Source organism: Nocardia goodfellowii (assembly GCF_017875645.1).
Lineage (GTDB): Bacteria > Actinomycetota > Actinomycetes > Mycobacteriales > Mycobacteriaceae > Nocardia > Nocardia goodfellowii.
Genome location: NZ_JAGGMR010000001.1, coordinates 6,620,767 through 6,642,689, shown reverse-complemented (window position 1 = coordinate 6,642,689; position 21,923 = coordinate 6,620,767). Strand labels below are relative to the sequence as shown.

23 protein-coding genes are annotated in these 21,923 nt (G+C 68.5%); 8 read left to right on the top strand and 15 right to left on the bottom strand.

Annotation, left to right across the window (positions count from 1 at the left end; all coding sequences use genetic code 11):
- Positions 1-62: 62 nt before the first annotated feature.
- Positions 63-656 (bottom strand): PadR family transcriptional regulator, encoded by a 594-nt coding sequence (locus tag BJ987_RS30820; protein WP_209896589.1) that lies wholly within the window; start codon positions 654-656, stop codon positions 63-65.
- A gap of 109 nt (positions 657-765) precedes the next feature.
- Here BJ987_RS30820 and BJ987_RS30815 point away from each other — a divergent pair, with 109 nt between their 5' ends.
- The 3 genes from BJ987_RS30815 to BJ987_RS30805 are packed head-to-tail and all read left to right on the top strand — an operon-like array spanning position 766 to position 4,239.
- Positions 766-1,863 (top strand): aromatic ring-hydroxylating dioxygenase subunit alpha, encoded by a 1,098-nt coding sequence (locus BJ987_RS30815; RefSeq protein ID WP_209896588.1) that lies wholly within the window; start codon positions 766-768, stop codon positions 1,861-1,863.
- The gene (locus tag BJ987_RS30810) at positions 1,863-2,834 is read left to right on the top strand and encodes a PDR/VanB family oxidoreductase (RefSeq protein WP_209896587.1); all 972 of its coding nucleotides are present in this window, start codon (positions 1,863-1,865) and stop codon (positions 2,832-2,834) included. The genes BJ987_RS30815 and BJ987_RS30810 overlap by 1 nt, the downstream gene beginning before the upstream one ends.
- A gap of 55 nt (positions 2,835-2,889) precedes the next feature.
- Positions 2,890-4,239, top strand: a complete 1,350-nt coding sequence (locus tag BJ987_RS30805; RefSeq protein ID WP_209896586.1) for an MFS transporter — start codon at positions 2,890-2,892, stop codon at positions 4,237-4,239.
- Here the strand turns inward: BJ987_RS30805 and BJ987_RS30800 are convergent.
- From BJ987_RS30800 to pcaH, 9 genes are all read right to left on the bottom strand, one after another.
- A complete protein-coding gene (locus BJ987_RS30800) occupies positions 4,236-5,522 on the bottom strand; it encodes an MFS transporter (protein WP_307869805.1) in 1,287 nt (428 codons plus the stop codon). The two genes, BJ987_RS30805 and BJ987_RS30800, sit on opposite strands and share 4 nt — an antisense overlap.
- Positions 5,523-5,561: 39 nt before the next feature.
- Positions 5,562-6,737 (bottom strand): 4-hydroxybenzoate 3-monooxygenase, encoded by a 1,176-nt coding sequence (locus BJ987_RS30795; protein ID WP_209896585.1) that lies wholly within the window; start codon positions 6,735-6,737, stop codon positions 5,562-5,564.
- A 74-nt stretch (positions 6,738-6,811) separates the two neighbouring features.
- Positions 6,812-7,558 (bottom strand): IclR family transcriptional regulator, encoded by a 747-nt coding sequence (locus tag BJ987_RS30790; RefSeq protein ID WP_209899354.1) that lies wholly within the window; start codon positions 7,556-7,558, stop codon positions 6,812-6,814.
- Positions 7,559-7,682: 124 nt separating this feature from the next.
- Positions 7,683-8,897, bottom strand: coding sequence for an acetyl-CoA C-acetyltransferase (locus BJ987_RS30785; RefSeq protein WP_209896584.1), 1,215 nt, complete (start codon positions 8,895-8,897; stop codon positions 7,683-7,685).
- Between the two features lie 25 nt (positions 8,898-8,922).
- The gene (locus tag BJ987_RS30780; protein ID WP_209896583.1) at positions 8,923-9,702 is read right to left on the bottom strand and encodes an IclR family transcriptional regulator domain-containing protein; all 780 of its coding nucleotides are present in this window, start codon (positions 9,700-9,702) and stop codon (positions 8,923-8,925) included.
- Positions 9,699-10,952, bottom strand: coding sequence for a bifunctional 3-oxoadipate enol-lactonase/4-carboxymuconolactone decarboxylase PcaDC (gene pcaDC, locus BJ987_RS30775; protein WP_209896582.1), 1,254 nt, complete (start codon positions 10,950-10,952; stop codon positions 9,699-9,701). Before pcaDC ends, BJ987_RS30780 begins: the two co-directional genes overlap by 4 nt.
- A gap of 25 nt (positions 10,953-10,977) precedes the next feature.
- Complete coding sequence (pcaB, locus tag BJ987_RS30770) at positions 10,978-12,294, bottom strand: 3-carboxy-cis,cis-muconate cycloisomerase (protein ID WP_209896581.1); 1,317 nt, start codon at positions 12,292-12,294, stop codon at positions 10,978-10,980.
- A 9-nt stretch (positions 12,295-12,303) separates the two neighbouring features.
- The gene (gene pcaG / locus BJ987_RS30765) at positions 12,304-12,930 is read right to left on the bottom strand and encodes a protocatechuate 3,4-dioxygenase subunit alpha (protein WP_209896580.1); all 627 of its coding nucleotides are present in this window, start codon (positions 12,928-12,930) and stop codon (positions 12,304-12,306) included.
- Entirely contained in the window at positions 12,923-13,642 is a 720-nt protein-coding gene (pcaH, locus tag BJ987_RS30760; RefSeq protein WP_209896579.1) for a protocatechuate 3,4-dioxygenase subunit beta, read from the bottom strand. The genes pcaG and pcaH overlap by 8 nt, the downstream gene beginning before the upstream one ends.
- A 151-nt stretch (positions 13,643-13,793) precedes the next feature.
- On the opposite strand from pcaH, the gene BJ987_RS30755 reads away from it, so the two are divergent.
- Both BJ987_RS30755 and BJ987_RS30750 read left to right on the top strand, forming a co-directional pair.
- Complete coding sequence (locus tag BJ987_RS30755) at positions 13,794-14,540, top strand: CoA transferase subunit A (RefSeq protein WP_209896578.1); 747 nt, start codon at positions 13,794-13,796, stop codon at positions 14,538-14,540.
- A complete protein-coding gene (locus BJ987_RS30750; protein ID WP_209896577.1) occupies positions 14,537-15,199 on the top strand; it encodes a CoA transferase subunit B in 663 nt (220 codons plus the stop codon). Before BJ987_RS30755 ends, BJ987_RS30750 begins: the two co-directional genes overlap by 4 nt.
- On the opposite strand, the gene BJ987_RS30745 is transcribed toward BJ987_RS30750, so the two are convergent.
- The 5 genes from BJ987_RS30745 to BJ987_RS30725 form a co-directional block, all read right to left on the bottom strand.
- A complete protein-coding gene (locus tag BJ987_RS30745) occupies positions 15,196-16,677 on the bottom strand; it encodes an amidase (RefSeq protein WP_209896576.1) in 1,482 nt (493 codons plus the stop codon). The genes BJ987_RS30750 and BJ987_RS30745 overlap by 4 nt on opposite strands.
- Before the next feature lie 65 nt (positions 16,678-16,742).
- Complete coding sequence (locus BJ987_RS30740; RefSeq protein ID WP_209896575.1) at positions 16,743-17,228, bottom strand: SRPBCC family protein; 486 nt, start codon at positions 17,226-17,228, stop codon at positions 16,743-16,745.
- 82 nt (positions 17,229-17,310) lie between these two features.
- Positions 17,311-18,528 carry an RNA polymerase sigma factor gene (locus tag BJ987_RS30735; RefSeq protein WP_209896574.1) on the bottom strand — a complete coding sequence of 406 codons (1,218 nt, stop codon included), beginning with the start codon at positions 18,526-18,528 and terminating at the stop codon, positions 17,311-17,313.
- Positions 18,525-18,860, bottom strand: coding sequence for a YciI family protein (locus tag BJ987_RS30730; protein ID WP_209896573.1), 336 nt, complete (start codon positions 18,858-18,860; stop codon positions 18,525-18,527). The genes BJ987_RS30735 and BJ987_RS30730 overlap by 4 nt, the downstream gene beginning before the upstream one ends.
- A complete protein-coding gene (locus BJ987_RS30725; protein WP_209896572.1) occupies positions 18,857-19,432 on the bottom strand; it encodes a putative immunity protein in 576 nt (191 codons plus the stop codon). Before BJ987_RS30725 ends, BJ987_RS30730 begins: the two co-directional genes overlap by 4 nt.
- Before the next feature lie 80 nt (positions 19,433-19,512).
- Between BJ987_RS30725 and BJ987_RS30720 the strand changes: the two genes are divergently transcribed.
- The 3 genes from BJ987_RS30720 (at position 19,513) to BJ987_RS38290 (ending at position 21,877) form a co-directional block, all read left to right on the top strand.
- Complete coding sequence (locus tag BJ987_RS30720; protein ID WP_209896571.1) at positions 19,513-20,748, top strand: MFS transporter; 1,236 nt, start codon at positions 19,513-19,515, stop codon at positions 20,746-20,748.
- On the top strand, positions 20,708-21,283 hold the full coding sequence (locus tag BJ987_RS30715; protein ID WP_209896570.1) for a TetR/AcrR family transcriptional regulator: 576 nt from the start codon (positions 20,708-20,710) through the stop codon (positions 21,281-21,283). Before BJ987_RS30720 ends, BJ987_RS30715 begins: the two co-directional genes overlap by 41 nt.
- A 90-nt stretch (positions 21,284-21,373) precedes the next feature.
- Positions 21,374-21,877 (top strand): helix-turn-helix domain-containing protein, encoded by a 504-nt coding sequence (locus BJ987_RS38290; RefSeq protein ID WP_209896569.1) that lies wholly within the window; start codon positions 21,374-21,376, stop codon positions 21,875-21,877.
- The last annotated feature ends 46 nt before the right edge of the window (positions 21,878-21,923 follow it).

The following is a 21,923-nucleotide window of genomic DNA, read 5'->3' as shown; positions in this document are numbered from 1 at the left end:
CCGGGAACCGCGCCTGGTCGACGCGGTGACGACGTGGGTGCTCATCCCGCGGTGATACCGGCTCACTCCTCCGATCCGGGCGAGAGCTTGTCGATCAACTCCAGACCGTGTTCAGCCCAAGCGATTTCGGCTTCCGCGCGGGCGATCAAGCCATCGTAGGCGAACGCCTTGAAGGCGATGATGCGCTCGTGGTCCGCCTCGGGATAGCGCTGGAGGCGTTTGGCGATGGTCGCGTTGCTGCGGTCCAGGATCGCGGCGCGGGTCGCTGTCCATTGCTCGAGTTGGTCGCGGTAGTGGTCGATATGACGGCGCATGTGGTCGCGGGCGCGATCGGGTTCGGCCCACTCCAGGTAGGCGGCGCGCATGTGCGGCGCGTCCCGGCCCGGGGCGTAATCGAGGGGGGCGTCCATCCATTCGCGCAGCGCGGCGAGTCCGTCACCGGTGACGCGGTAGCGCTTCTTGGTGCTGTTGGGCCCCCAGCGCACGTCCTCGCCTTCGAGTAGTCCCTCTTTCTCCATCCGGCGCAGCTCCGGATAGATCTGCGAATCGGGCGCGTGCCAGACATGGCCGACCGAGGCGTTGAAGTGCTTGGCCACGTCGTAGCCGGTCAGCGGTTCGGCGGTGAGCAGGGCCAGCAGGGCGTACCGCAGGCTCATGACGTCCTCTCGGGCAATCGAGTGTTGCCAATCACTATATCGATAGTTAGTGTGTGTCCCACACCACTCAATAACTATGTCGATAGTGGTTTTGCGAAAGGTTCCGCTCATGACCAATCCCAGCCCATCCGGTGCGACCGCGAAATCCCTCGGCTTCCCGCGTAACGCCTGGTACGCGGCGGCGTGGGACCACGAGATCACCGCGAAGTCGATCCTCGCCCGGACCGTCGCGGACCGATCGCTGGCGCTCTATCGCACCGAATCGGGCCGTCCGGTCGCACTGGCGGACGCGTGCTGGCACCGGCTCGCGCCCTTGTCGATGGGCAAGCTCGTGGGCACGGACGAAATCCAATGCCCTTATCACGGACTGCGATACAACTCCGCGGGTCGCTGCACCTTCATGCCGGCCCAGCAGACCATCAACCCCAGTGCCATGGTGCGGTCGTATCCGGTGGTGGAACGGCATCGCTTCGTCTGGGTCTGGACCGGAGATCCGCTGAACGCCGATCCGGCCCTGATTCCCGATATGTTCCAGATGGATTCGCCGGAGTGGGCCGGTGACGGCCGCACCATCGCGGTCGATACCAACTACACGCTGGTGCTCGACAATCTCATGGACCTGACCCATGAGGAATTCGTGCACTCCTCCACCATCGGTCAGGAGGAGCTCAGCGAATCCGACTTCACGGTGTCCCACGACGACCACACCGTCACCGTCACGCGCTGGATGCTCGACATCGAACCACCGCCGTTCTGGCGCAAGAACATGCGCGACAAGTTCCCCGATTTCGACGGCCGGGTCGACCGGTGGCAGATCATCGAATTCCAGGCCCCTTCGACCATCCGCATCGACGTGGGTGTCGCCAAGGCCGGCACCGGAGCCCCGGAAGGCGACCGCAGTCAGGGCGTCAACGGGTTCGTGATGAACACGATCACACCCGCGACCGATCGCAGTGCCCACTATTTCTGGGCGTTCATGCGGAACTACCGGCTCGAAAGCCAGCTCATCACCACGCAATTGCGGGAGGCGGTGCACGGCGTCTTCGCCGAGGACGAGGCCATGCTCGCCGCTCAGCAGCGCGGAATCGACGCCCATCCCGATCACGAGTTCTACAACCTCAATATCGACGCCGGTGGTATGTGGATGCGCAGGCTCATCCAGCGCATGATCGACGCCGAACAGCTCGCCGCGACGGTGGTGCGCTGATGACCGGCAATCAGACCACCTGGCAACGGGGCGTCGTCACCGCCAGCACGCGCGCCGCCGACGGAATCGCCCGCATCGACGTGCGGACCGAACGTCCCGTGCGCGAGGACCCCGGCTCCCACGTCGACGTGCGGATCGGCCCCGGTCTCGTGCGGTCGTACTCGATCGTCGAATCCGACGGCGCCAGTGTGACTCTCGGTGTTCGCCTGTCGCCGACGTCCCGCGGCGGGTCGGCCTTCATGCATACCTTGGCCCCCGGGTCGGCGATCGACATCACCGCCCCGCTACAGGACTTCCCGCTCCGGATCGGGGCGCGACGGTACCTCCTGCTCGCGGGCGGCATCGGGATCACCGCCATCGCGGGCATGGCCCGGGTGCTGGCGCGCCTGGGCGCGGACTACACCCTCGTCTATGTCGGCCGCAGTCGTCCGGCCATGGCCTTCCTGCCGGAATTGACCGCGCGGCACGGTGATCGGTTGCGCGTGCACATCGACGACGAGGGCACGCCCCTCGATGTCGGCACACTCGTCGCCGACGCCGATCCGGACGTGGAGCTGTACATGTGCGGCCCCATCCGGCTGATGGACGCGGTGCGCCGCGCCTGGCTGGCCGCGGAACTGCCGCTGCCGAACCTGCGTTACGAAACCTTCGGTAACAGCGGCTGGTTCGACACCGAGGAATTTACCGTCCGGGTGCCGCGCCTGGGTATCGAAACCGCCGTCCGCACCGGCGATTCCCTGCTGGAAGCCCTCGAACGGGCCGGCGCGGAAGTGATGTCGGACTGTCGCAAGGGTGAGTGCGGTCTGTGCACGGTCGGCATCCTCGATCTGCGCGGCGCCGTCGATCACCGTGACGTGTTCTTCAGCGATACGCAGAAGGCGCGCGCGAACACGCTCTGCGCGTGCGTCTCCCGGGTGGTGCGCGCTCGCGCCGATTCCGGCCCCGGCGTGCTGACGCTCGACATCCCTTGAGCGCCAGTCATATTCGTTCCCGAGCTATCCGCTCACCCTCGAGAAAGACATTCAGATGGACCTGCGCGCCCGCATAGACGCGGCACCGATGAGCCCCTACCAGTGGCTGATCGTCGGACTGTGCGTCGTACTCAATATGCTCGACGGCTACGACGTGATGGCTCTGGCCTTCACCGCCAAGAGCATCGGCAATGAATTCGGTCTCTCCAGCGCGCAAACCGGTGTGCTGCTCAGTGCGGGCCTGGTCGGCATGGCCATCGGCGCGCTCGTGCTCGCGCCGCTCGCCGACAAGCTGGGCCGCCGGCCGCTGATCCTGTCCGCCGTCGCCATGGCCACGGCGGGCATGGCGCTGTCCGCGACCGCCGGATCACCGGTCCAGCTCGGTGTGTGGCGTGTGCTCACCGGGCTCGGTGTCGGCGGAATCCTGGCCTGCACCAACGTGATCGCCAGCGAGTACTCCTCGAAGCGCTGGCGCGGGCTGTCCATCGGCCTCTACACCTCGGGCTACGGCCTGGGCGCGACACTCGGCGGCCTGGCCGCGGTGTTCCTGCGCGATGAGTACGGCTGGCGGGCGGTGTTCGTCTGCGGCGCCGTTCTCACGGGTCTGGCGCTGGTGCTGCTGGCGGTGCTGTTGCCCGAGTCGGTGGACTACCTGCTCACCCGCGGGCGGCGCGACGTGCTCGGCCGGGTCAATCGCATCGCCCGGCGTATCCGGCAGGAACCGCTGCGCGAACTTCCCGTCGTGCCCGCCTCCGGTCCGCCGCGCGCGGGCCGGGTCGCGGATTTGTTCGCGGGCGGCAATACCCGTCCGACAGTTCTGCTGTGGACCGCGTTCTTCGCGACCATGTTCGGCTATTACTTCATCAACTCCTGGACGCCGGCGCTGCTCGAGACGGCGGGTATGAGCAAGGACCAGAGCGCGACGGCGGGAATGATGATCGCGCTGGGCGGCACGCTCGGCTCGGTCATCTTCGGTGGGCTCGCCACCCGCTGGACCGCGCGCGGCGTACTGCTCATCTTCACCGTTCTCACCGCTGCCGCGATGGTCGTCTTCATTTCCAGTACGTCGATCATCGGTGTGGCCTTCGCACTGGGTGTGGTGGTCGGTGGCCTCGCCAACGGCTGTATCGCCGGTCTGTACACGTTGAGTCCGTCGCTGTACGAGACGCGTATGCGCAGCACCGGGGTCGGTTGGGCGATCGGCGTGGGCCGGGCCGGCGCCATTCTCGCTCCGACTGCGGCCGGCCGTCTGCTCGACGCCGGCTGGTCGGCCGGGCAGCTGTATGTCGCGGTCGCGGGCGTGGTGCTGCTGGCCGCGGTAGCCCTGCTCTTCCTGCGCTCGCCGAAGCGGCGCGGCCCGGTGCTCGATGTCACCCCTGCGGTCGCCGCGCCGGTGAACTCCTAGGCCTGGCTCCGCGTCATCGAAATCGCCACGGCACCCGCGAAACCCACGAGGGCGAAGGCGTAGAAGCCCCACGGGACCGCGAGGCCCGCGGACAAGAGGGCGCCGCCCAGGGTCGGTCCGCAGATCGCACCGACCCGGCCGACACCGGCGGACCAGCCCAGCGCGGTGGCGCGGATCTCGGCGGGATAGTGCGCGCTGGTGAAGGCGTACACGAGCACTTGGGCGCTGAAGACGAAGCAACCGGCGAGGAAGACCAGCACATAGACGCCGAAGGAGACCTTGATGCTGAGCAGCGCCAGGAACAGGGCCGCGCCGGTGAACCAGATGATGGCGGCGCGGCGGGCACCGATACGGTCGGCGACGCGGCCGGCGACGAGCAGGCCCGCGATCGCCCCGGCATTGAGCAGCAGCAGGAACGACAGCGCCGCGCCGAGGTTGTAGCCCGCCTCCCGCATGATCGTGGGCAGCCAGGTGTTGAGGCCGTAGACCAGCAGCAGGCCCATGAAGGAGGTGACCCAGATCGCCAGACTGGTACGCAGGAATTCGCGGGAGAACAAGCGCCGCACGGGATTCACGGCGGCGGGCGGGTTGTCGGTGGGTTGCGCGGGTGCACGGCGGGTCAGGCCTGCGGCGTCGGCGATGGCCTGGGCCTCCGCGTGCCGCCCGCGCGAGATCAAGTAGTCGGGGGATTCGGGCAGATAGCGAATCATCAACGGCACCAAGACAAGTGCGGGCACCGCGCCGATCACGAACATGGTGCGCCAGCCGAACGGTTCGATCACCACGATGGCCAGGGCGGCGGTGGCGACGGCTCCCACGTGATAGCCGGTCATCACCGTGGTGGTGGCGGTGCCGCCGCGGTGTCCACGGGCGAACTCGGTGACCATGGCGATGGCGGTCGGCAGGCAGCCGCCCAGGCCGAGCCCGGCCAGGAAACGCAACGCGCCGAATACCCACGGGTTCGGCGCGACCGCGCACAGCGCGGTCAGCACCGAGAACAGGATGACCGCGCCGATCAGCGACTTGCGCCGCCCGAGCAGGTCGGTCATCGTCCCGACGGTCAGCGCGCCGATCGTCATCCCGATCAAGCCGGTGGTGGAGATGACCGACATGGTGCCGGCGTTCAGCCCCCATGGCTGGTAGTCCAGCAGGGACGGGATGACCGCGCCGAGGACGACCAGATCGAAGCCGTCCAGCAGCACCGCCGTCCAGCACAGTGCGGCTACCCAGCTTGCGGCGGACACGCCCGCTCCGGTCTCGGTGCCCTGCTTTGTTGTGTTCACGAATCACTCACTCTCGGTGGTTATTTCGGGGTCCGGCGCTCAGTAGAGCGGGGCGCCCACGTAGTTCTCGGCGAGCAGGGCGCGACCGGCGGCCGACCTGGTCACCGTGTCCAGCTCGGCGAGCTGGCGTTTGTGGTCGAACCCGGTGGCGTCGGGCATGCGGTGCAGCATCGAGGTCATCCACCACGAAAAGTGCTGTGCCCGCCAGACTCTCGGCAACGCGGTCGCGGTGTAGGCGTCCAGGCCGTCGGTCGCGCCGGTGCGGAAGTAGCGCTCCATCGCCTGGGCCAGCACGTAGACGTCGGCGACAGCGAGGTTGAGCCCTTTCGCGCCGGTGGGCGGCACCGTGTGGGCGGCGTCGCCGGCCAGGAACAGTCGCCCGTACTGCATGGGCTCGCACACGAAACTACGGAAACCGAGGACGGTCTTGGCGAAGATGGTCCCGTCCTTGATTTCGGCGCCCTCGCCGTCGACCCGGGTGTGCAGCTCGTGCCAGATCCGGTCGTCGGACCAGTCCTCGACGGTGTCGGACGGATCGACTTGCAGATAGTGTCGCTGCACGGTGGGCGTGCGGGTACTGATCAGCGCGAATCCGTTGGCGTGGTTGGCGTAGATCAGCTCGTCGGAGGACGGCGGAGCCTCGGCCAGAATGCCGAACCAGGCGAAGGGATACTGCCGGAAGTGATCGGTGCGCACCGTGGCTTCCGGGATCAGGGCGCGAGTCACGGTGCGGGAGCCGTCGCCGCCGAGAATCAGCTCGCAGCGCAGTAGGCCGGAAGTGCCGTCGGCGTCGGTGAAGCGAATGACCGGGGTCTCGGTGGTGATGCCTTCTACAGCGGTAACCGTTGCGCCGAAACGGATTTCGCCGCCATCCGCCAGGCGCCGCGCGATCAGGTCCTTGAGCACCTCGTGCTGCGGGTAGACCGTGACGGCCCGGCCGGTCAGTTCCGCGAAATCGATCCGGTGCCCCCGCCCGTCGAAACGCAGCTCGATGCCGTTGTGCTGGTGGCCTTCTCGGTGCAGGCGCGCACCCACACCGGTGTCGGTGAGCAGGTCGACGGTGCCTTGTTCCAGCACACCCGCGCGAATGGTGCCCTCGACGTCCTCGCGGCTGCGCGTCTCCAGCACCACGGATTCGATTCCGCGCAGGTGCAGCAGGTGCGCGAGCAGCAGACCGGCTGGTCCGGCGCCGATGATGCCGACTTGGGTACGCATGGGTGTTCTCCTCGGGAAGGGTGCTCGCGGTGCGAGTGTGGGTGGCGCTGTCCGGCCGGGGCCGGGCAAGTGATTCAGCCGGTGGGACGGAGCCCACGTGAGATGCCCCGGCAGGCGGTGTGCAGCGCCGGAATGAGATGCGCGGGGTCCTCGGTGGCGTTCAGCACCACGGAGACGGCGGCGACCACCGCACCCGAGCCGTGCCGCACCGGTGCGGCGACGGCGACCGATCGAGGGTCGATGTGGCGGCGGCAGACCACCACATTGGTGCGCCGGATATCGGCCAGCGTCGACCGGAGCCGGTGCTCGGTGGTGATGGTGTCGGGAGTGAACGCCGCCAAGCCGCCTGCCAGCACCTGGGCGAGCAGGTCTGGTCCGGCATGTGCCAGCAGGATCAGACCGCCGCTGGAAGCGTGCAGCGGCAGGCGTCCACCGGCCCGGCCGAGCAGCGGAATCGACTGATGCCCCGAGAGCCGTTCGATATAGAGGGCTTCGGTGCCGTCGAGCACGATCAGTTGGACATTCTGGTGCGTGGCCTCGTACAGGTCCTCGAGATACGGCAGTGCGACAGCGCGCAGGCCGTGCGCCCGCGGTGCGAGCGACCCGATCTCCCACAGGCCCGCCCCGATCTGGAAACACCCGGACGGGTCACGTTCGAGCGCACCGAGATCGATGAGTTGCTGGCAGAGCCGGTGCACCGTCGCCAGCGGCATGCCCGTGCGCCTGCTCAGCTCCGACAACGTCAACTCGGTGCGGTGCGCGTCGAAGGCGCGCAGCAGCTCGAACGCCCGGCCGAGCACGCTGCGATCGGCAGCGGCCACGGTGGCGGCGGGGCGAGGGGCTGACATGGTGCGGACTCCGGTGCTCGGGGACGGGAACGACTTCAAGTGTGACTGGCGGCACAACCGCGCCGCTGCGGGACTTCCACAGAGTGGAAGCCGATTTCTACCGCGGCAGACGTTCGAAGACGGCGGCCAGGCCCTGCCCGCCGCCGATGCACATCGTCTCCAGCCCGTAGCGCGCCTCGCGCCGGTCCATCTCACGCAGCAGCGTCGCCAGGATGCGGGCGCCGGTCGCGCCGACCGGGTGACCGAGCGAGATGCCCGAGCCGTTGGGGTTGAGCCGGGGATCGTCGGGTTCGAGCTTCCACGTGCGCAACACCGCGAGGGTCTGTGCCGCGAAGGCCTCGTTGAGTTCGATCACGCCCATGTCGTCGATCGTGAGATCCAATCGTGCCAAAGCCTTTTCGGTCGCGGGCACCGGTCCGATGCCCATGGTGCGCGGTGGTACGCCCGCCACGGCCCAGGAGGCCAGCCGCGCGAGCGGGCGCAGGCCGAGGGCGCGGGCGCGTTCGGGCGTGGTGACGACACACAGCGCCGCGCCGTCGTTCTGGCCGCTGGCATTGCCCGCGGTGACCGTGGATTCCGGATCGACCGCGGCGCGGATGGGGCGCAATTTCGACAAAGACTCCACGCTGGTGTCGGCGCGCGGGTGCTCATCGGTGTCGATGCGGATCGGGTCGGACTTCCGTTGCGGGACCGGCACTCCCACGATTTCGGCGGCGAAACGACCGGAGGTCTGCGCGGCGACCGCGCGCTGATGCGACTGCGCCGCGAGCGCGTCCTGGTCGGCGCGGCCGATGGAGAATTCGGCGCGCAGGTTCTCCGCGGTCTCGATCATGCCGCCGGGGACCGGGAAGTGCGCGCCGCCCGCGCTCACCCGGGCGCGCGCCAGCCGGTCGGTGAGCGCGACGCCGTCACCCTTGACGCCCCAGCGCATCCCGGTCGCGTAGAACTCGGCCTGACTCATCGACTCCACACCGCCCGCGAGCACCAGTTCGCTACCGCCAGTGGCTACCTGCATGCACGCTTGCAGAACGGCCTGGAGTCCCGAGCCGCAGCGCCGATCCACCTGTGAACCGGGCACGCCGACACCCAGCCCGGCGTCCAGCGCGGCGACGCGTCCGATCGCGGGCGCCTCACCATTGGGTGACGCCTGCCCGAGGATGACATCGTCGATGTGACTCGCCTCGATTCCGGTGCGGGCGAGCAGCTCGGAGATCACCGTCGCGGCGAGTGCTTGCGGCGCGATGTCTTTGAAGACACCGCCGAATCGGCCGACCGGGGTGCGCAGGGGTTCGCAGATGACGGCGTCGGGCATGAAACTTCCTTCACTGATACGGATCTCAGGTTTGCGTCTGTACGCGGGCGAGGTCGTGCCGAATCGCCTCGGCGGTCGCGAGGAGCGGCGGGATCAGGTCCTTGCGGACCGCCGCGGCCGAATAGCGCGCGGCCTGGGTGGAGATATTGACCGCGGCGACCACCGCGCCGGTGCGGTCCCGGATCGGCGCGGCCATCGACCGCAGTCCGTCCTCCAATTCCTGGTCGACGATGCAGTGACCGTCGCGGCGCACCTTCGCCACCTCCGCGCGGAGTTGCTCGGTGGTGATGATGGTGCGACCGGTGAGCGGTGTCAGCGACACCTTCGCCAGGTACTGCTCGAACGCCTCGTCGTCGAGCCCCGCCAGCAGCACCCGGCCCATCGAGGTGGCGAAGGCCGGGAAACGGGTGCCGATATTGATCGAGACGGTCATGATCCGGCTGACCGGGACGCGGGCCACATACACCACGTCCTCGTCGTCGAGAATCGAGATCGAGGTCGACTCCTGCACCTGCTCGGCCAGCGATTCCAGGTGCGGCCCAGCGACTTCCGGCAACGTCAGACTCGATAGATAGCTGTAGCCGAGGTCGAGCACGCGCGGCGTCAACCAGAACAGCGAGCCGTCGGTGCGCACGTAACCGAGCTCGGCCAGTGTCAGCAGAAACCGTCGCGCGGTGGCGCGAGTCAGATCGGTAGCCTTGGCGACCTCGCTGAGCGTGCGCCGGGGATGGGTGGCGTCGAAGGACCGGATCACGGCCAATCCCCGGCCCAGCGATTGCACGTAGTCCGATGATGGTTCGGTCATGGTCGGTGTGGCTCCTCCTCGTCGGTGGACCCGGCACCCTCCGCGAGTGCCGCTTTGCCCAGTCCGAACGCGAGGTTACTGTTCGGCACGCCCGCGTAGATCGCGGTGTGCAAGAACACCTCCGCGAGTTCCTCGGCCGCGACACCGCCCCGCAGCGCCGCCCGGATGTGCATATCGAGCTCGTGGGTATTGCCGAGGGCGGTGAGGATCGCCAGGGTCAGCAGTCGCCGGGTGTGCTGGTCCAAACCCGGTCGGCTCCAGACATCGCCCCAGGCGGTACGGGTGATGAAATCCTGGAAAGGAGCGGTGAATTCGGTTGTCCCCGCGACGGCGCGATCGACGTGGGCGTCGCCGAGCACGGACCGCCGCACCCGCATGCCCGCCTCGTACGCGGCGGCACGCTCGGCAGACAGCGCGGAATGCGGGGAAGATGCCGTGGTTCCGGCGAGATCTGATCCGTTCGCGGTCGGCGATCGCCGCTCCGCGCCCGCGACGTGCGCGGCGATGAGCGCGCAGACCGGCCCCGCCTGCTCCAGGCTGGCCAAGTGTGCGGCTGGATCGAGTTCGCGGAGTTGGGAATTCGCGATTCCCTCGGAGATCAGGCGCAGATCGGACAGTGGGGTGGCCGGGTCCTGCGCACCGGCGAGCACCAGGGTGAGCGCGGAGATGCGGGGCAGGTCCGCGCGCCCGTCCCAGGCCGAAATCGCTTCGCAGCACGCCGCATAGCCCTCGTCGTCGGTCGCCTCGATCATCGCCCGGCTCCGCGCGACCAGTGCCGGATCCCGTTCGGCCAGACCGGCCGTGAACCAGCGGCCGACCACGGCCTCGGCGATCGATGCCGTGCCCTCGGACCGCACCGCCGCCGCCCGGTCCAGCCAGGCTTGCGGCGCACCGAATTTCGCCGCGGTGCACAGCAAAGTCACCGACAGCACGCGATCGGGAGCATGCGCGGCGATCCACTGCGCGATCGCTCCTCCCAGGGACAACCCCACCAGATGCACTGCGCGGCGGCCGAGGCGATCGATCAACGCGAGTACGTCACCCGCCAGCTCCTCGATCGTGTAAGGCCCTGGCGGCGCGACGGATTCGCCGTGCCCCCGCAGGTCGACGGCGACCACCTCGAACACCGCTGACAACGCCCCGACTTGTGGCTCCCACATCCCCCGGTTCGACCCGAGAGAGCCGAGCAACACCACTGTGGGCGCACCCGATCCCGGCCCAGCCACTTGATATGCCAAGTCGACGGTCACGCCCACACCATCCTGTTCCGCTCGATCATTGCTGCCCCTGCGGGCCGCGGGTGGCGAGTACTCGGTCGACGATGTCCGGCGCGTGGCCGAGATACGTTGTCGGATCCAGTAATTCGCGGACCTCGGCGGGACTGAGGTGTTCGGTTATCCGCGGGTCGGCGGCCAAGTCGGGGTCCTCGGCGGTGGCGGCCGCGGTGACAATGTCTCGGGCGTTGTCGGTGTGGGCCGCCAGTGCTGTGGTGACTCGTTCGGCGAGGAGGAGACCGCCGGTGCGGGAGAGGTTGCGCGCCATGGCGTCTGGGTGGACATGTAAGCCGGTCAAGCTGTGGGCCAGGCGGTGAGCGGTGCCGCCGGTGAGGCGGAGCAGGTCGGTGATCGTTTCCCACTCCGCGTGCCAGGGGCCGGCCGCGCGCTGGAGTTCGTGGTCCATTGCGCCGAGGGCGGTGGCCACCAGGCCGGGGACGCGGCGCGCGGCGGCGCGCGCGGTGATGGCGGCGACGGCGTTTCGCTTGTGGGGCATGGCCGAGGAGCCGCCGGGGGAGTCCTCGCGGACCTCGCCGAGTTCGGTGGCGGACAGGGCGATGATATCGGTGGCGACCTTCCCGGCCGCGCCTGCCGCGACACCCAGGGCGGCCGCGAGTTCGCCGATGTGCACCCGATCGGTGTGCCAGGGCACCCCTTGCCGCGCCAGGCCCAGTTCGGCGGCCAGGGCGTCGGCGACCGCCAGGCCGTCGGGGAATTGTGCCGCGAGAGTGCCTGCGGCGCCGCCGAATTGGACGGGCAAACCGGACAGCGCCGTGGTGAGCCCGCGCCGCGCGCGATCGAGAGCAGCGCACCATCCCGCGGCCAGTGCGCCGAAGGTGGTGGGCAGGGCCTGCTGTCCGAGGGTGCGGGCGGCCATGGCGGTGTCCCGGTGGGTGCGCGCCAGGGTGGCTGCCGCGTCGGCCGCTGCCGCCAGATCGGCCTGGATATGGCTGCCGGACCGTCGGGCGATCAGCATGAGTGCGCTGTCGATGATGTCCTGGCTCGTCGCCCCTCTGTGCACTGCGTCGCCGGGTACCTCCGGACACTGGGCGCGCAGGTGCCGGACCAGCGGGATGACCGGATTACCGCCCGCCACCGCCTCGCGCCCGAGTTGCTCCGGGTCGAGGGTGCCCGCCAGCTTCCGGGCCGCCGCGTCGATGGCCTGCGCATAGCGCGGTTCCAGCACACCGACGCTGGCCTGGGCTCTGGCCAGCGCCGCCTCCACGTCGAGCAGCGCCGTGAGCCACGCACGGTCGGACACGGCGGCGGCAACGGTGTCCGCCCCGAACAGCGGGTCGAAGAGCTCTGCACGCGACAAGCGGTGCTCCTAGAGGTAGAAGAAGGGGGTTTCCGCGCCGTCCGGGTCGGCGTCCTGCACGAAGACGTCGAGGTGGTATCCCTCGGGCGTCGCGGTGGCGATCAGCTTGTGCCGCTGGTTTTCCGGCAGTGATCTCAGTACCGGATCGGCGGCGTTGGCGGCCGTTTCGTCCGGGAAGTAGAGCCGGGTGATAAGCCGATTGAGCATCCCGCGGGCGAAGATCGACACATTCAGGTGCGGCGCCTCGGTACCGTCGGTCGTGGGGTTGGCCCCGGGCTTGACGGTGCTGAACCGGGCGGTGCCGGTGCTGTCGGCGGGGCAGCGACCGAAGCCGCGGCAGACCGAATCCGACTGTGCCCGTGCATCATCGGGATGGCCGAAGATCCCCGCGGCATCGGCCTGCCAGGTTTCGACCAGCGCGTCGGACATGGGTGCCCGAGCTCCGTCGAAGACCGTGATCGAGATGGACAGCGCGCCTTGGGTACCGGGCGGGACCACCTCCGGGCCGTCGGGCCAGGGCAGTCCGATGTGCAGGTAGGGGCCGACCGTTTGGGAGGGGGTGGGCCCGAACTCGACGGTGCTGAAATCACCCGGAACGACGGGATAGCGCGGCGCGAAACCGGTGCTGTCAGTCATCGTGATCGTCCTCCTCGAACGGTGTCGCATCGCGCCCGCGCAGCACGATGTCGAAGCGGAAGCCGAGCGCCCAGTTGTCGGTGGTCGCCTCGTAGTCGAACACACTGACCATCCGCTGGCGGGCACCGTCGGGGACCGAGTTGTAGATCGGGTCCTGGAAGAACAGCGGATCGTCGGGGAAGTACATCTGGGTGACCAGGCGCTGGGCGAACGCCACGCCGAACAACGAGAAGTGGATGTGGGCGGGCCGCCAGGCGTTGTGGTGGTTGCCCCACGGGTAGGCGCCCGGTTTGATCGTGACGAATGAATAGTGGCCCTGGGTGTCGGTGACGGTGCGGCCGGCTCCGTTGAAATGCGGATCCAGGGGGGCGGGCCACTGGTCGCCCTGATGGCGGTAGCGCCCGGCGGCGTTGGCCTGCCAGATTTCGATCAGCGCGTTGGGCACGGGTTTGCGGTCGCTGTCGAGCACCCGGCCGTGCACGATGATCCGCTGCCCCTGGGCCTCGCCGTTGTTGGCCAGGGTCAGGTCGGCGTCCGCGTCCGTGACGCGTTCGTCGCCGAAGACCGGGCCGGTGAGCTCGGTGAGTCGCTGTGGCAGCAAGGTGAGCGGCTGTTTGGGGTGCCGCAGGGTGGTCGTCCGGTAGTCGGCGAAATCGAGCGGCGCTTCCTCGCCCTTCTCGATGCCGCGGTACCGCGGCGGCAGGTGAAGCATGCTCGGACCCCGTTCGGTATGTGGACATGTTCTCGGTATGCGAACAGCATAGGCAGCTGATCGTGACGCGAGCAACAGGCTGCGGCAAAAATGTTCGCTATACGAATTCGTGTTCACAATACGTACGCGTTCGGCTACCGTGGGCCAGGTGATGGATAAAGTCATTGCCACGGCCGCCGAGGCGGTCGCCGATGTGCCCGACGGCGCGTCGCTCGCCGTGGGCGGATTCGGCTTGGTCGGGGTGCCCGCGGTCTTGATCGACGCGTTGCTCGAGCAGGGCGCGACCGACCTGGAGACAGTCAGCAACAACTGCGGCACTTCAGGTTTCGGCCTCGGCGTGCTGCTCGCCGCACACCGGATTCGCCGCACGATCAGCTCCTACGTCGGCTCCAACGCGGAATTCGCACGGCAGTACCTGGCCGGTGAACTGGAGGTGGAGTTGACTCCGCAGGGCACCCTCGCCGAGCGGCTGCGGGCGGGCGGCGCGGGGATTCCGGCGTTCTTCACTCCGGCGGGCGTCGGTACCCAGGTCGCCGAGGGCGGCTTGCCGCTGCGCTACGACGGTCGCGGCGGCATCGCGGTGGCCAGCCCGCCGAAGGAGACCCGGGAATTCGACGGTGTCGACTACGTCCTGGAACGCGCCATCGTCACCGACTACGCCCTGGTGCACGCCTGGAAGGGCGACCGGCACGGCAATCTGGTGTACCGGCGCAGCGCCCGCAACTTCAATCCGCCGGCGGCCGCCGCGGGCCGGATCACCATCGCCCAGGTCGAGCACCTGGTGGAGCCCGGTGAACTCGACCCGGATCAAGTGCACACTCCTGGCATCCACGTGCAGCGCCTAGTGCACGTCGGCAAGGTCGAGGTCGGTATCGAACAGCGGACGGTGCGAGCATGAAACTGACACGTGAGCAGATGGCCGCCCGGGTGGCCGCGGAATTGGTAGACGGCCAGTACGTCAATCTCGGCATCGGGATGCCCACGATGGTGCCCAACTACCTGCCCGATGACATCACGGTGGTTCTGCATTCGGAGAACGGCGTCCTCGGCGTCGGCCCGTACCCCACCGAAGACGAACTCGATCCCGAATTGATCAATGCGGGAAAGGAAACCATCACCGTCCTGCCCGGCGCGTCCTACTTCGACTCCGCGCAGTCCTTCGGGATGATCCGCAGCGGGCAGGTCGATGTCGCGGTCCTCGGGGCCATGCAGGTCAGCGTCCGCGGCGATCTGGCGAACTGGATGATTCCCGGGCACATGGTCAAAGGCATGGGCGGGGCGATGGACCTGGTGCACGGCGCACGCCGGGTCATCGTGATGATGGAGCATGTCTCGCGGCGCGGTGAACCGAAAATCCTCGAGCAGTGCACCCTTCCGCTCACCGGCCTGCGCTGCGTGCAGCGGATCATCACCGATATGGCGGTGCTCGACGTCACCGACGCGGGATTGGTGCTGGTGGAAACCGCGCCCGGAATCAGCGTCGACGAGGTGCGCTCGGCTACCGCGGCCGAGATTGTCGGCACTGCGCTGGAACCGTCCGGTGATCTCGTCCGCTAGATCGTCGGTCGCCGGTCGCGCCACGGCACGGCCTGCTCCAGTTGCGCCGCCAGGCGCAGCAGCATCGCCTCGCCGCCCAGTTGCGCCGTGAACTGCACACCCATCGGAATGTCGTCGGCGGTCCAATGCAGTGGCAGCGACAGGGCCGGCCGGCCCGTCACGTTCGCGACCTGCGTATACGGGGTCCAGCTCAGGCTGTTGTGAATGATCTGGTCCATCAGCGTGGAATGGCGCAGCAGGCCCGCCGTGCCTGTCTTGAGTAGTAGCTCCGCGGCCCGGCGCAGCGGCCGGGGCGTGTCCAGCGAACCGATTCGGGGCGGCAGATCGGCGAGGGTGGGGGTCAGCAGCAGGTCGTAGCTGTCGAAGAAGGTCGACAGTCGCCGTGCGTGATCATGACGGCGCATGACGGCGTCGACGTATTCGACGCTGCCGGTGGCCCGCCCCAGCGCGGCCATCATGCGCGTGTCGAACTCGAAACCCTCGTCGCCGCAACCGGTTCGGCGCTTGGCGTCATCGACCTCCCACGCCAGGAACGTGAACCAGGTCAAGAGGAAGTCCTGCGCCAGGGCTTGGTCGTCGAACGGTGGTTTGTCCAGGATTTCGACGGCGTGGTGCAGGTCGGTGAGTGCCGCGGCCGCCGCGTCGACAGCGGCCTGAGCCTCCGGATGGGGTGCGGAGTTGATGGCGGAGAAGGTGCAGATGCCGATGCGTAGTCGCCCCGGGTCGGCCCCGACCTGGGATAGGAACGTCGCGTCCGGCACGGCGGGGAGGTAGGGCCCGCTGGGTTCGCCGCCTTTGAGGACGTCGAGCATGGCGGCGGTATCGCGCACCGTGCGTGACACCACGCCCTGGACCGCGGCGCCGTGCATGGCCTCGCCGACGCTGGGCCCCATCGGCAGCAGTCCGCGTCCCGGCTTGAGGCCGACGAGTCCGCAACAGGCGGCGGGGATACGGATGGAGCCGCCGCCGTCGTTCGCCCCGGCCACCGGAACGATGCCGGCCGCGACCGCCGCCGCCGAACCCCCGGACGAGCCGCCGGGGGTTCGATCCAGACACCACGGATTGCGAGCCGGGCCGAAGAGCCGGGGTTCGGTGATGCCCTTGGCGCCGAACTCGGGAGCGTTGGTTTTCCCGAAGATGACAAGCCCGGCATCGATCCATCGCCGCACCACCGTCGAATGCTCGGTGGCCGGAATCCCCGCCAAGGAACGAGACCCGCTGCTGCTGGGCAGACCGGCGTAATCCTGGGCGAGGTCCTTGATCAGAAACGGAACACCGGCGAAAGGTCCGGTCAATGAATCGGTTACGCGCTGGTCGGCCTCGGCGTTCATGAATCGGACGATCGCGTTGACGCGGCCGTTTACCGTGTCGGCCTGCTGCCGAGCGACTTCGAGAAGCTCGCCGGGCGTTACGTCCCCGGCTTCGACGAGCTGGGCCAGGCCCAGCGCGTCGAAGTTCTGGTATTCGTCGCTGCGCATACCGCGAAAGCATAGACGTAGCAATCGGTTCGACTAAGCGTTCCGTTTTGCCGGTCCGCGGCGATTCAGGACTTGTACTTCGTAATGGGATCACCCGTACCGGTGGTGATCAATTGCGGCAGGCTCTTGGTGATGTAGAACTCCCAGCCGCGTGAGCAGGCTTCGAAGCATTGGGATTCCGTCGTCAGGCCTTCATGGGTGAAGTGCAGGGTCGTGCCTTCGCCGGTCGCGGTCAGATCGAATATGACGACGGTGTCGGTCCATTCGTGCCGGTCCTCGATGAAAGTCAGGTAGGAATCCACGACGCGCCAGACCATGCGCCGGCCCGGGTCGACCTCGGTGATCTGGAATCGGCAGTATTGGATACCGGTCTTGGCCTTGACCGTTTCCCCCGCGTATTCGGAGTCGTCGGTGAAGACGAATTCGTCGTACGGAGCGGCGGTGTCGCCGATGATGTTCTCGTTCCACCATCCGCGCACATCGGTGAGGGCGGCGAAGACTTCGTCCGGGGTCTGGCTGACGGACATCGTGGCGGTCAGGGTGTGCGACATTGTTCTGCCTCTTTCTCTCGGGTGGTTGTTGCCCCACCGACGAAGGAGACCGGCTCAGATCGACATCGCGCCGGAAAAAGATTCAGAGGCCGCGCAGCCGCGCGGTCAGATAGCGTCGTTCGGCTTCGGTCGGAGCCAGTTCCAGTGCCGCCTCGTACGCCGCCGCGGCTGCGCCGACCTGGCCGGCGCGGCGGAGTAGATCCGCCCGGGTGGCGGGCAGTAGGTAGTAGCCGTCGAGCCGGCCGGATGCATCGAGTTCGTCGACCAGAGCCAGACCCGCGGGGATCCCGTCGGCCATGGCGACCGCCACGGCACGGTTGAGGTCGACCACGGGGGAGGGCGCCAGCCGTGCGAGCTCGCGGTAGAGCTGCGCGATCTGCGGCCAGTCCGTGGCGGCCGCGTCGGGCGCGGTGGCGTGGCAGGCGGCGATTGCGGCCTGCACCTGGTACGGCCCGGAACGCCGCATCGCCAGCGCCGTTTCCAGCGTCTCGGTGCCCGCCGCGATGAGCGCGCGATCCCAGCGCGAGCGGTCCTGATCCTCCAGCGGTACCAGCACCCCGTCGTCGGTCCGGTGCGCGCGGCGTGCCTCCAGCAACAGCATCAGGGCCAGCAGTCCGCGAGCCTCGGGTTCGGCGGGCAGCAGCCGGACCAGCATCCGGGCGAGGTGAATCGCCTCGGCGGCCAGTCCACGGCTGCCGTCCTCGTCGTCGTAACCCTGGTTGAAGATCAGGTAGAGCACCGCGAGGACAGCGGTCAGCCGTTGCGGTAACAACTCCGCGGGCGGGACTCGGTACGGGATGGCGGCCTCGACGATCTTTCGCTTGGCGCGCACCAGTCGTTGCGCCATCGCGGATTCCGCGGTGAGGAACGCCTTCGCGATCTCAGCGGTGCTGAGGCCCGCGAGCGTGCGCAGGGTCAGGGCGACCCGGGCGGGGAACGGCAGTGCGGGATGGCAGCAGGTGAAGATGAGCCGCAGGCGGTCGTCGGGTATGGCGTCCGCGGCGGGCTCGAGCGGATCCCGGTGCAGCACAGCGAGCTGGCGCAGTTTCGCGGTCGCGGCCGTATCCCGGCGGAGGCGATCGAGGGCGCGGTTGCGTGCGGTCGTGGTGAGCCAGGCACCCGGGCGGGCCGGCACGCCATCGCGCGGCCACGTGGTCAGCGCTGCCGCGAAGGCGTCCTGGGCGCAGTCCTCCGCCAGATCCCAATCGCCGGTGACCCCGATCAGAGTCGCGACGACCTGACCCCACTCGTCGCGGTAGGCCGCGTCCACCGCGGCCCGAATCTGTTGTGGCGCGGTCATTCCCACACGGGACGGACCTCGACGCAACCCCGATTCGCATAGGGGTGCAGTGCGGCGATCGCGATCGCCTCGTCCAGATCCGCGCAGTCGATGATGTCGATGCCGCCGATGAAATCCTTGGTCTCGGCGAAGGGGCCGTCCGATACCAGCGTCTCCCCGTCCCGGACCCGGACCGTCGTCGCATCCGCCACCGGACGCAGCCGCGCGCCGCCCAGACTCTTGCCGCGCCGATCCACCTCCGCCGAGTACGCCTGGTAGGCCGGATCCGCGGCGATCTCCGCCATACTCGGCGCGGACGTCTCATCGTCGCAAATCAGCAATACGTACTTCATCTCCCCAATATGCCCGACCGCCCGCCGCCGGGTCCGCCGGACGCGCGTAGCGAAGCATCCAATGTGCTCATGAGTTGCGCGACGCGATTTTTGGCGGTCGGCGCCGGCGGGTACCGGGAGAGGACGGCGACCAGGGTGGGTGTGGCACGTCGCCGAGCCTGCTCGATCAGCCGATCTCCGACCGCGGGATCGTCGCCCGCCCGCAACTCGGCGACACGTGCGGCACTCGCCGCGGCGCGCAGGATATGTCCTACCTGACTGGCCTGCGATATCGGATGCAGATACGCGGCGGCCGCCGCATCACCGGCCGACCGGGCGGCCAGACGCGCCGCTTCGGTGTCTGCTTCCTTCGCGGCCCGGTGCGCGTCCAGGGCGGTAACCCGTTGCAGCTTGGTCCTTTTCGCGCCGTTCACGAATTCCCATGCGGCATCGATGGCCGCGCGCGGGCGCGGATCGCCGGGTGCGGTCTCCTCGAACACCGGAAGGAGATCCTGGGCGCTCTCCGTCACGTAGCGCGCTACTACTCGCAACTCGTCCATGGTCAATTCGAAGTCACCCGAAACCGTCGTCATGGGTCGATCCTCCCACTCGTCCGGCGTGTAGGGTCAACAATTGAAACATTCGTTCAAATTGTTTGCGGAGGTCGATCTCGATGGCGAATCCCTACCTCGCCCTGTTCAAAGCTCCTGGGGCCGTGGCTTTTTCCGCCGCCGGCTTCATCGCCCGGATCCCACTCGCGATGGCCGCGATCGGCATCATCACGATGGTTTCGCAGATGCGCGGGGAATATGCGCTGGCCGGGGCCGTTTCGGCGACCTTCACGGTGAGCACGGCCATCGCCGGACCGCAGGTGTCCCGGCTGGTCGACCGGCTCGGGCAGGGGCGAGTACTGCTGCCGGCCATGGGCCTCAGCGTCCTCGGCTGGGCCGCGTTGCTGCTCAGCGTCCGCACCGACGCGCCCACCTGGACATTGTTCGCCGCGGCCGTCATCGCCGGGACATTGCCGAATATGGCGGCGATGGTGCGAGCCCGCTGGACCTACGTGCACGCGGGCACATCCCGGATGCACACGGCCTTCTCGCTGGAATCGGTGGTCGACGAACTGACCTTCGTGGCCGGTCCGGCGTTGGCGGTCGTGCTGTCGACGGCACTGTTCCCCGAAGCCGGACCGTTGCTCGCCGTGGTTCTGCTGGTGGTCGGCGTGTTGTTGTTCGTGCCGCAAAAGCGCACCGAACCTCCTGTCCGGCAAGACGTTTCCACCGAGGACCGGGGCTCGGCCATCAGGATCCCCGCGGTGCGGATGCTGGCATTGCTGCTCGCGTCGGGCGGTGTCATCGTCGGCACCGTCGATGTGGTCAGCGTGGCTTTCGCCGAGCAGGTCGGCGCACCGGCAAGCGCGGGAATCGTGGTGGCCGCCTACGCCGCCGGGTCGGGACTGTCCGGGCTGGCCTTCGGGACCTTGCGGCTCTCGATACCACTACCGCGACTGCTGGTCCTCGTGGTCTCGGGCACGATGCTGACAACCTTGCCGCTGCTCCTGGTCGACGGGATCGCCGCGCTGGCCGCGGCCATGTTCGTCTCCGGCGCGTTCTTCGCGCCGACGATGATCGTGACCATGGGGCTGGTGGAGCGGACAGTGCCGGTGGCGGCGCTGACCGAAGGCATGACCTGGGCACTCACCGGTCTCAGCGCGGGCATCGCGTTCGGCGCACTCGTCTCGGGCACCGTCGTCGATCGGGCGGGGCAGGCGGGCTTCGCCGTGGCGGTGGCGGCGGGCACCGTAGCCTTGCTGGTGGCATTGCTGGCAAAGGCGCCGCTCACCGGGGCCGTACGCGAGGAGATCGAGGTTGAGCGAAGCGACTACGGACGGCCGCAAGCTCAAGGGTGAACGGCGCAAGAAGGAGCTGATCGAGGCCACCATCCGGGTCGTCGCGCGCGAGGGCGTCGCCGGGGTAAGTCACCGTGCCGTCGCCAAAGAAGCGGGTCAGCCGCCGACCTCGGCCGCGTACCACTTCAAAACCATCGATGACCTGCTCACCGCCGCCCTCACCTCGTGCATGGACCAGGATGCCGAGCGGATCCGGAAGCTGACCGAGGCGAGCGGCGGCGGCGAGCAGGGCATCCGGATGCTGACCGAGGTGACGGTCGCCGCGGTCGCCGAAACCGCGCACCTGCAGGCCGAATTCGAGCTGTATCTGCTGGCCGCCTGCCGCCCCGAACTCCGTGAACCACCGCGACGCTGGCTGGACGCGATCGAGCGGTTCGGCCGCCAATACACCGATGACCCGATACGGCTCCGGATCCTGGCGGCCACGATCGACGGCATGCTGATGCAGGCCCTGGTCACCGGCGCGCCGCCGAGCCCGGAGGAATGGGCGGAAGTGCTGCGGACGATCTTGCTTCCCGCCCCGGCCGCGCACTAGCGATCGGACTGGCGGGCGATAGCCGCACGATGCTGTTCGCCCAGAGCAGAGGAGCGGGCACGGGGTGGAGTCCAGCCGTACGCTCCGACTATGAGCGAGCATCCGAGCGCTGAGATTCCGCGGACCGAACCGCCGCGATTGCGGGCGATCCCCGGCGGTCGTGACCATCGGCCGCGCAATCCGCATCCGGAGATTTCCGGGAAACTGCCTGCCCTCGATCGACGGTCCTCGGCTCCGGTCGATCGGCTTGCGCCGGCCGCGCGCGGTGCCCGGCCGCGGCCTGTCCGCGAGCTCCTCTGGCGGGAGGCCCTGGGGCAGCGGCTGCGGGCGCTGCGACAGGAGCAGCGCGAGACGCTCGCGGAAACCGCTGGGCGAGCCGGGGTTTCACCGCAGTACCTCTCGGAGGTGGAGCGCGGCCTCAAGGAACCCTCCAGCGAGATGATCGCCGCCATGGCGGGTGCGCTCGACATCCCGCTCGGCGGGCTCATCCATCAGGTCGCCGACGACCTGTTCCAGCAGCAACGGCCCGCCCTGACGCGTTCGGCCGGGCCGCGCGCGAACGCTCCCTACAACGGGCTGCTCCTCGCGGCGTAGCGTCCGGCGCGCCGTCCCCCTCGGTCCGGCGCGCCGTCGCCCTGCG

Bases quoted from the DNA above. Each gene is read 5' to 3' on its own strand.
- BJ987_RS30735 (WP_209896574.1), bottom strand. From the start codon at position 18,528: ATGACCGCGCCACAACAGATTCGGGCCGCGGTGGACGCGGCCTACCGC.
- BJ987_RS30820 (WP_209896589.1), bottom strand. From the start codon at position 656: ATGAGCCTGCGGTACGCCCTGCTGGCCCTGCTCACCGCCGAACCGCTG.
- BJ987_RS30720 (WP_209896571.1), top strand. From the start codon at position 19,513: ATGGCGAATCCCTACCTCGCCCTGTTCAAAGCTCCTGGGGCCGTGGCT.
- BJ987_RS30780 (WP_209896583.1), bottom strand. From the start codon at position 9,702: ATGACCGAACCATCATCGGACTACGTGCAATCGCTGGGCCGGGGATTG.
- BJ987_RS30795 (WP_209896585.1), bottom strand. From the start codon at position 6,737: ATGCGTACCCAAGTCGGCATCATCGGCGCCGGACCAGCCGGTCTGCTG.
- BJ987_RS30755 (WP_209896578.1), top strand. From the start codon at position 13,794: ATGGATAAAGTCATTGCCACGGCCGCCGAGGCGGTCGCCGATGTGCCC.
- BJ987_RS30740 (WP_209896575.1), bottom strand. From the start codon at position 17,228: ATGTCGCACACCCTGACCGCCACGATGTCCGTCAGCCAGACCCCGGAC.
- BJ987_RS30805 (WP_209896586.1), top strand. From the start codon at position 2,890: ATGGACCTGCGCGCCCGCATAGACGCGGCACCGATGAGCCCCTACCAG.
- BJ987_RS30810 (WP_209896587.1), top strand. From the start codon at position 1,863: ATGACCGGCAATCAGACCACCTGGCAACGGGGCGTCGTCACCGCCAGC.
- BJ987_RS30745 (WP_209896576.1), bottom strand. From the start codon at position 16,677: ATGCGCAGCGACGAATACCAGAACTTCGACGCGCTGGGCCTGGCCCAG.
- pcaH (WP_209896579.1), bottom strand. From the start codon at position 13,642: ATGCTTCACCTGCCGCCGCGGTACCGCGGCATCGAGAAGGGCGAGGAA.
- BJ987_RS38290 (WP_209896569.1), top strand. From the start codon at position 21,374: ATGAGCGAGCATCCGAGCGCTGAGATTCCGCGGACCGAACCGCCGCGA.
- BJ987_RS30750 (WP_209896577.1), top strand. From the start codon at position 14,537: ATGAAACTGACACGTGAGCAGATGGCCGCCCGGGTGGCCGCGGAATTG.
- BJ987_RS30815 (WP_209896588.1), top strand. From the start codon at position 766: ATGACCAATCCCAGCCCATCCGGTGCGACCGCGAAATCCCTCGGCTTC.
- BJ987_RS30725 (WP_209896572.1), bottom strand. From the start codon at position 19,432: ATGACGACGGTTTCGGGTGACTTCGAATTGACCATGGACGAGTTGCGA.
- BJ987_RS30730 (WP_209896573.1), bottom strand. From the start codon at position 18,860: ATGAAGTACGTATTGCTGATTTGCGACGATGAGACGTCCGCGCCGAGT.
- pcaG (WP_209896580.1), bottom strand. From the start codon at position 12,930: ATGACTGACAGCACCGGTTTCGCGCCGCGCTATCCCGTCGTTCCGGGT.
- BJ987_RS30785 (WP_209896584.1), bottom strand. From the start codon at position 8,897: ATGCCCGACGCCGTCATCTGCGAACCCCTGCGCACCCCGGTCGGCCGA.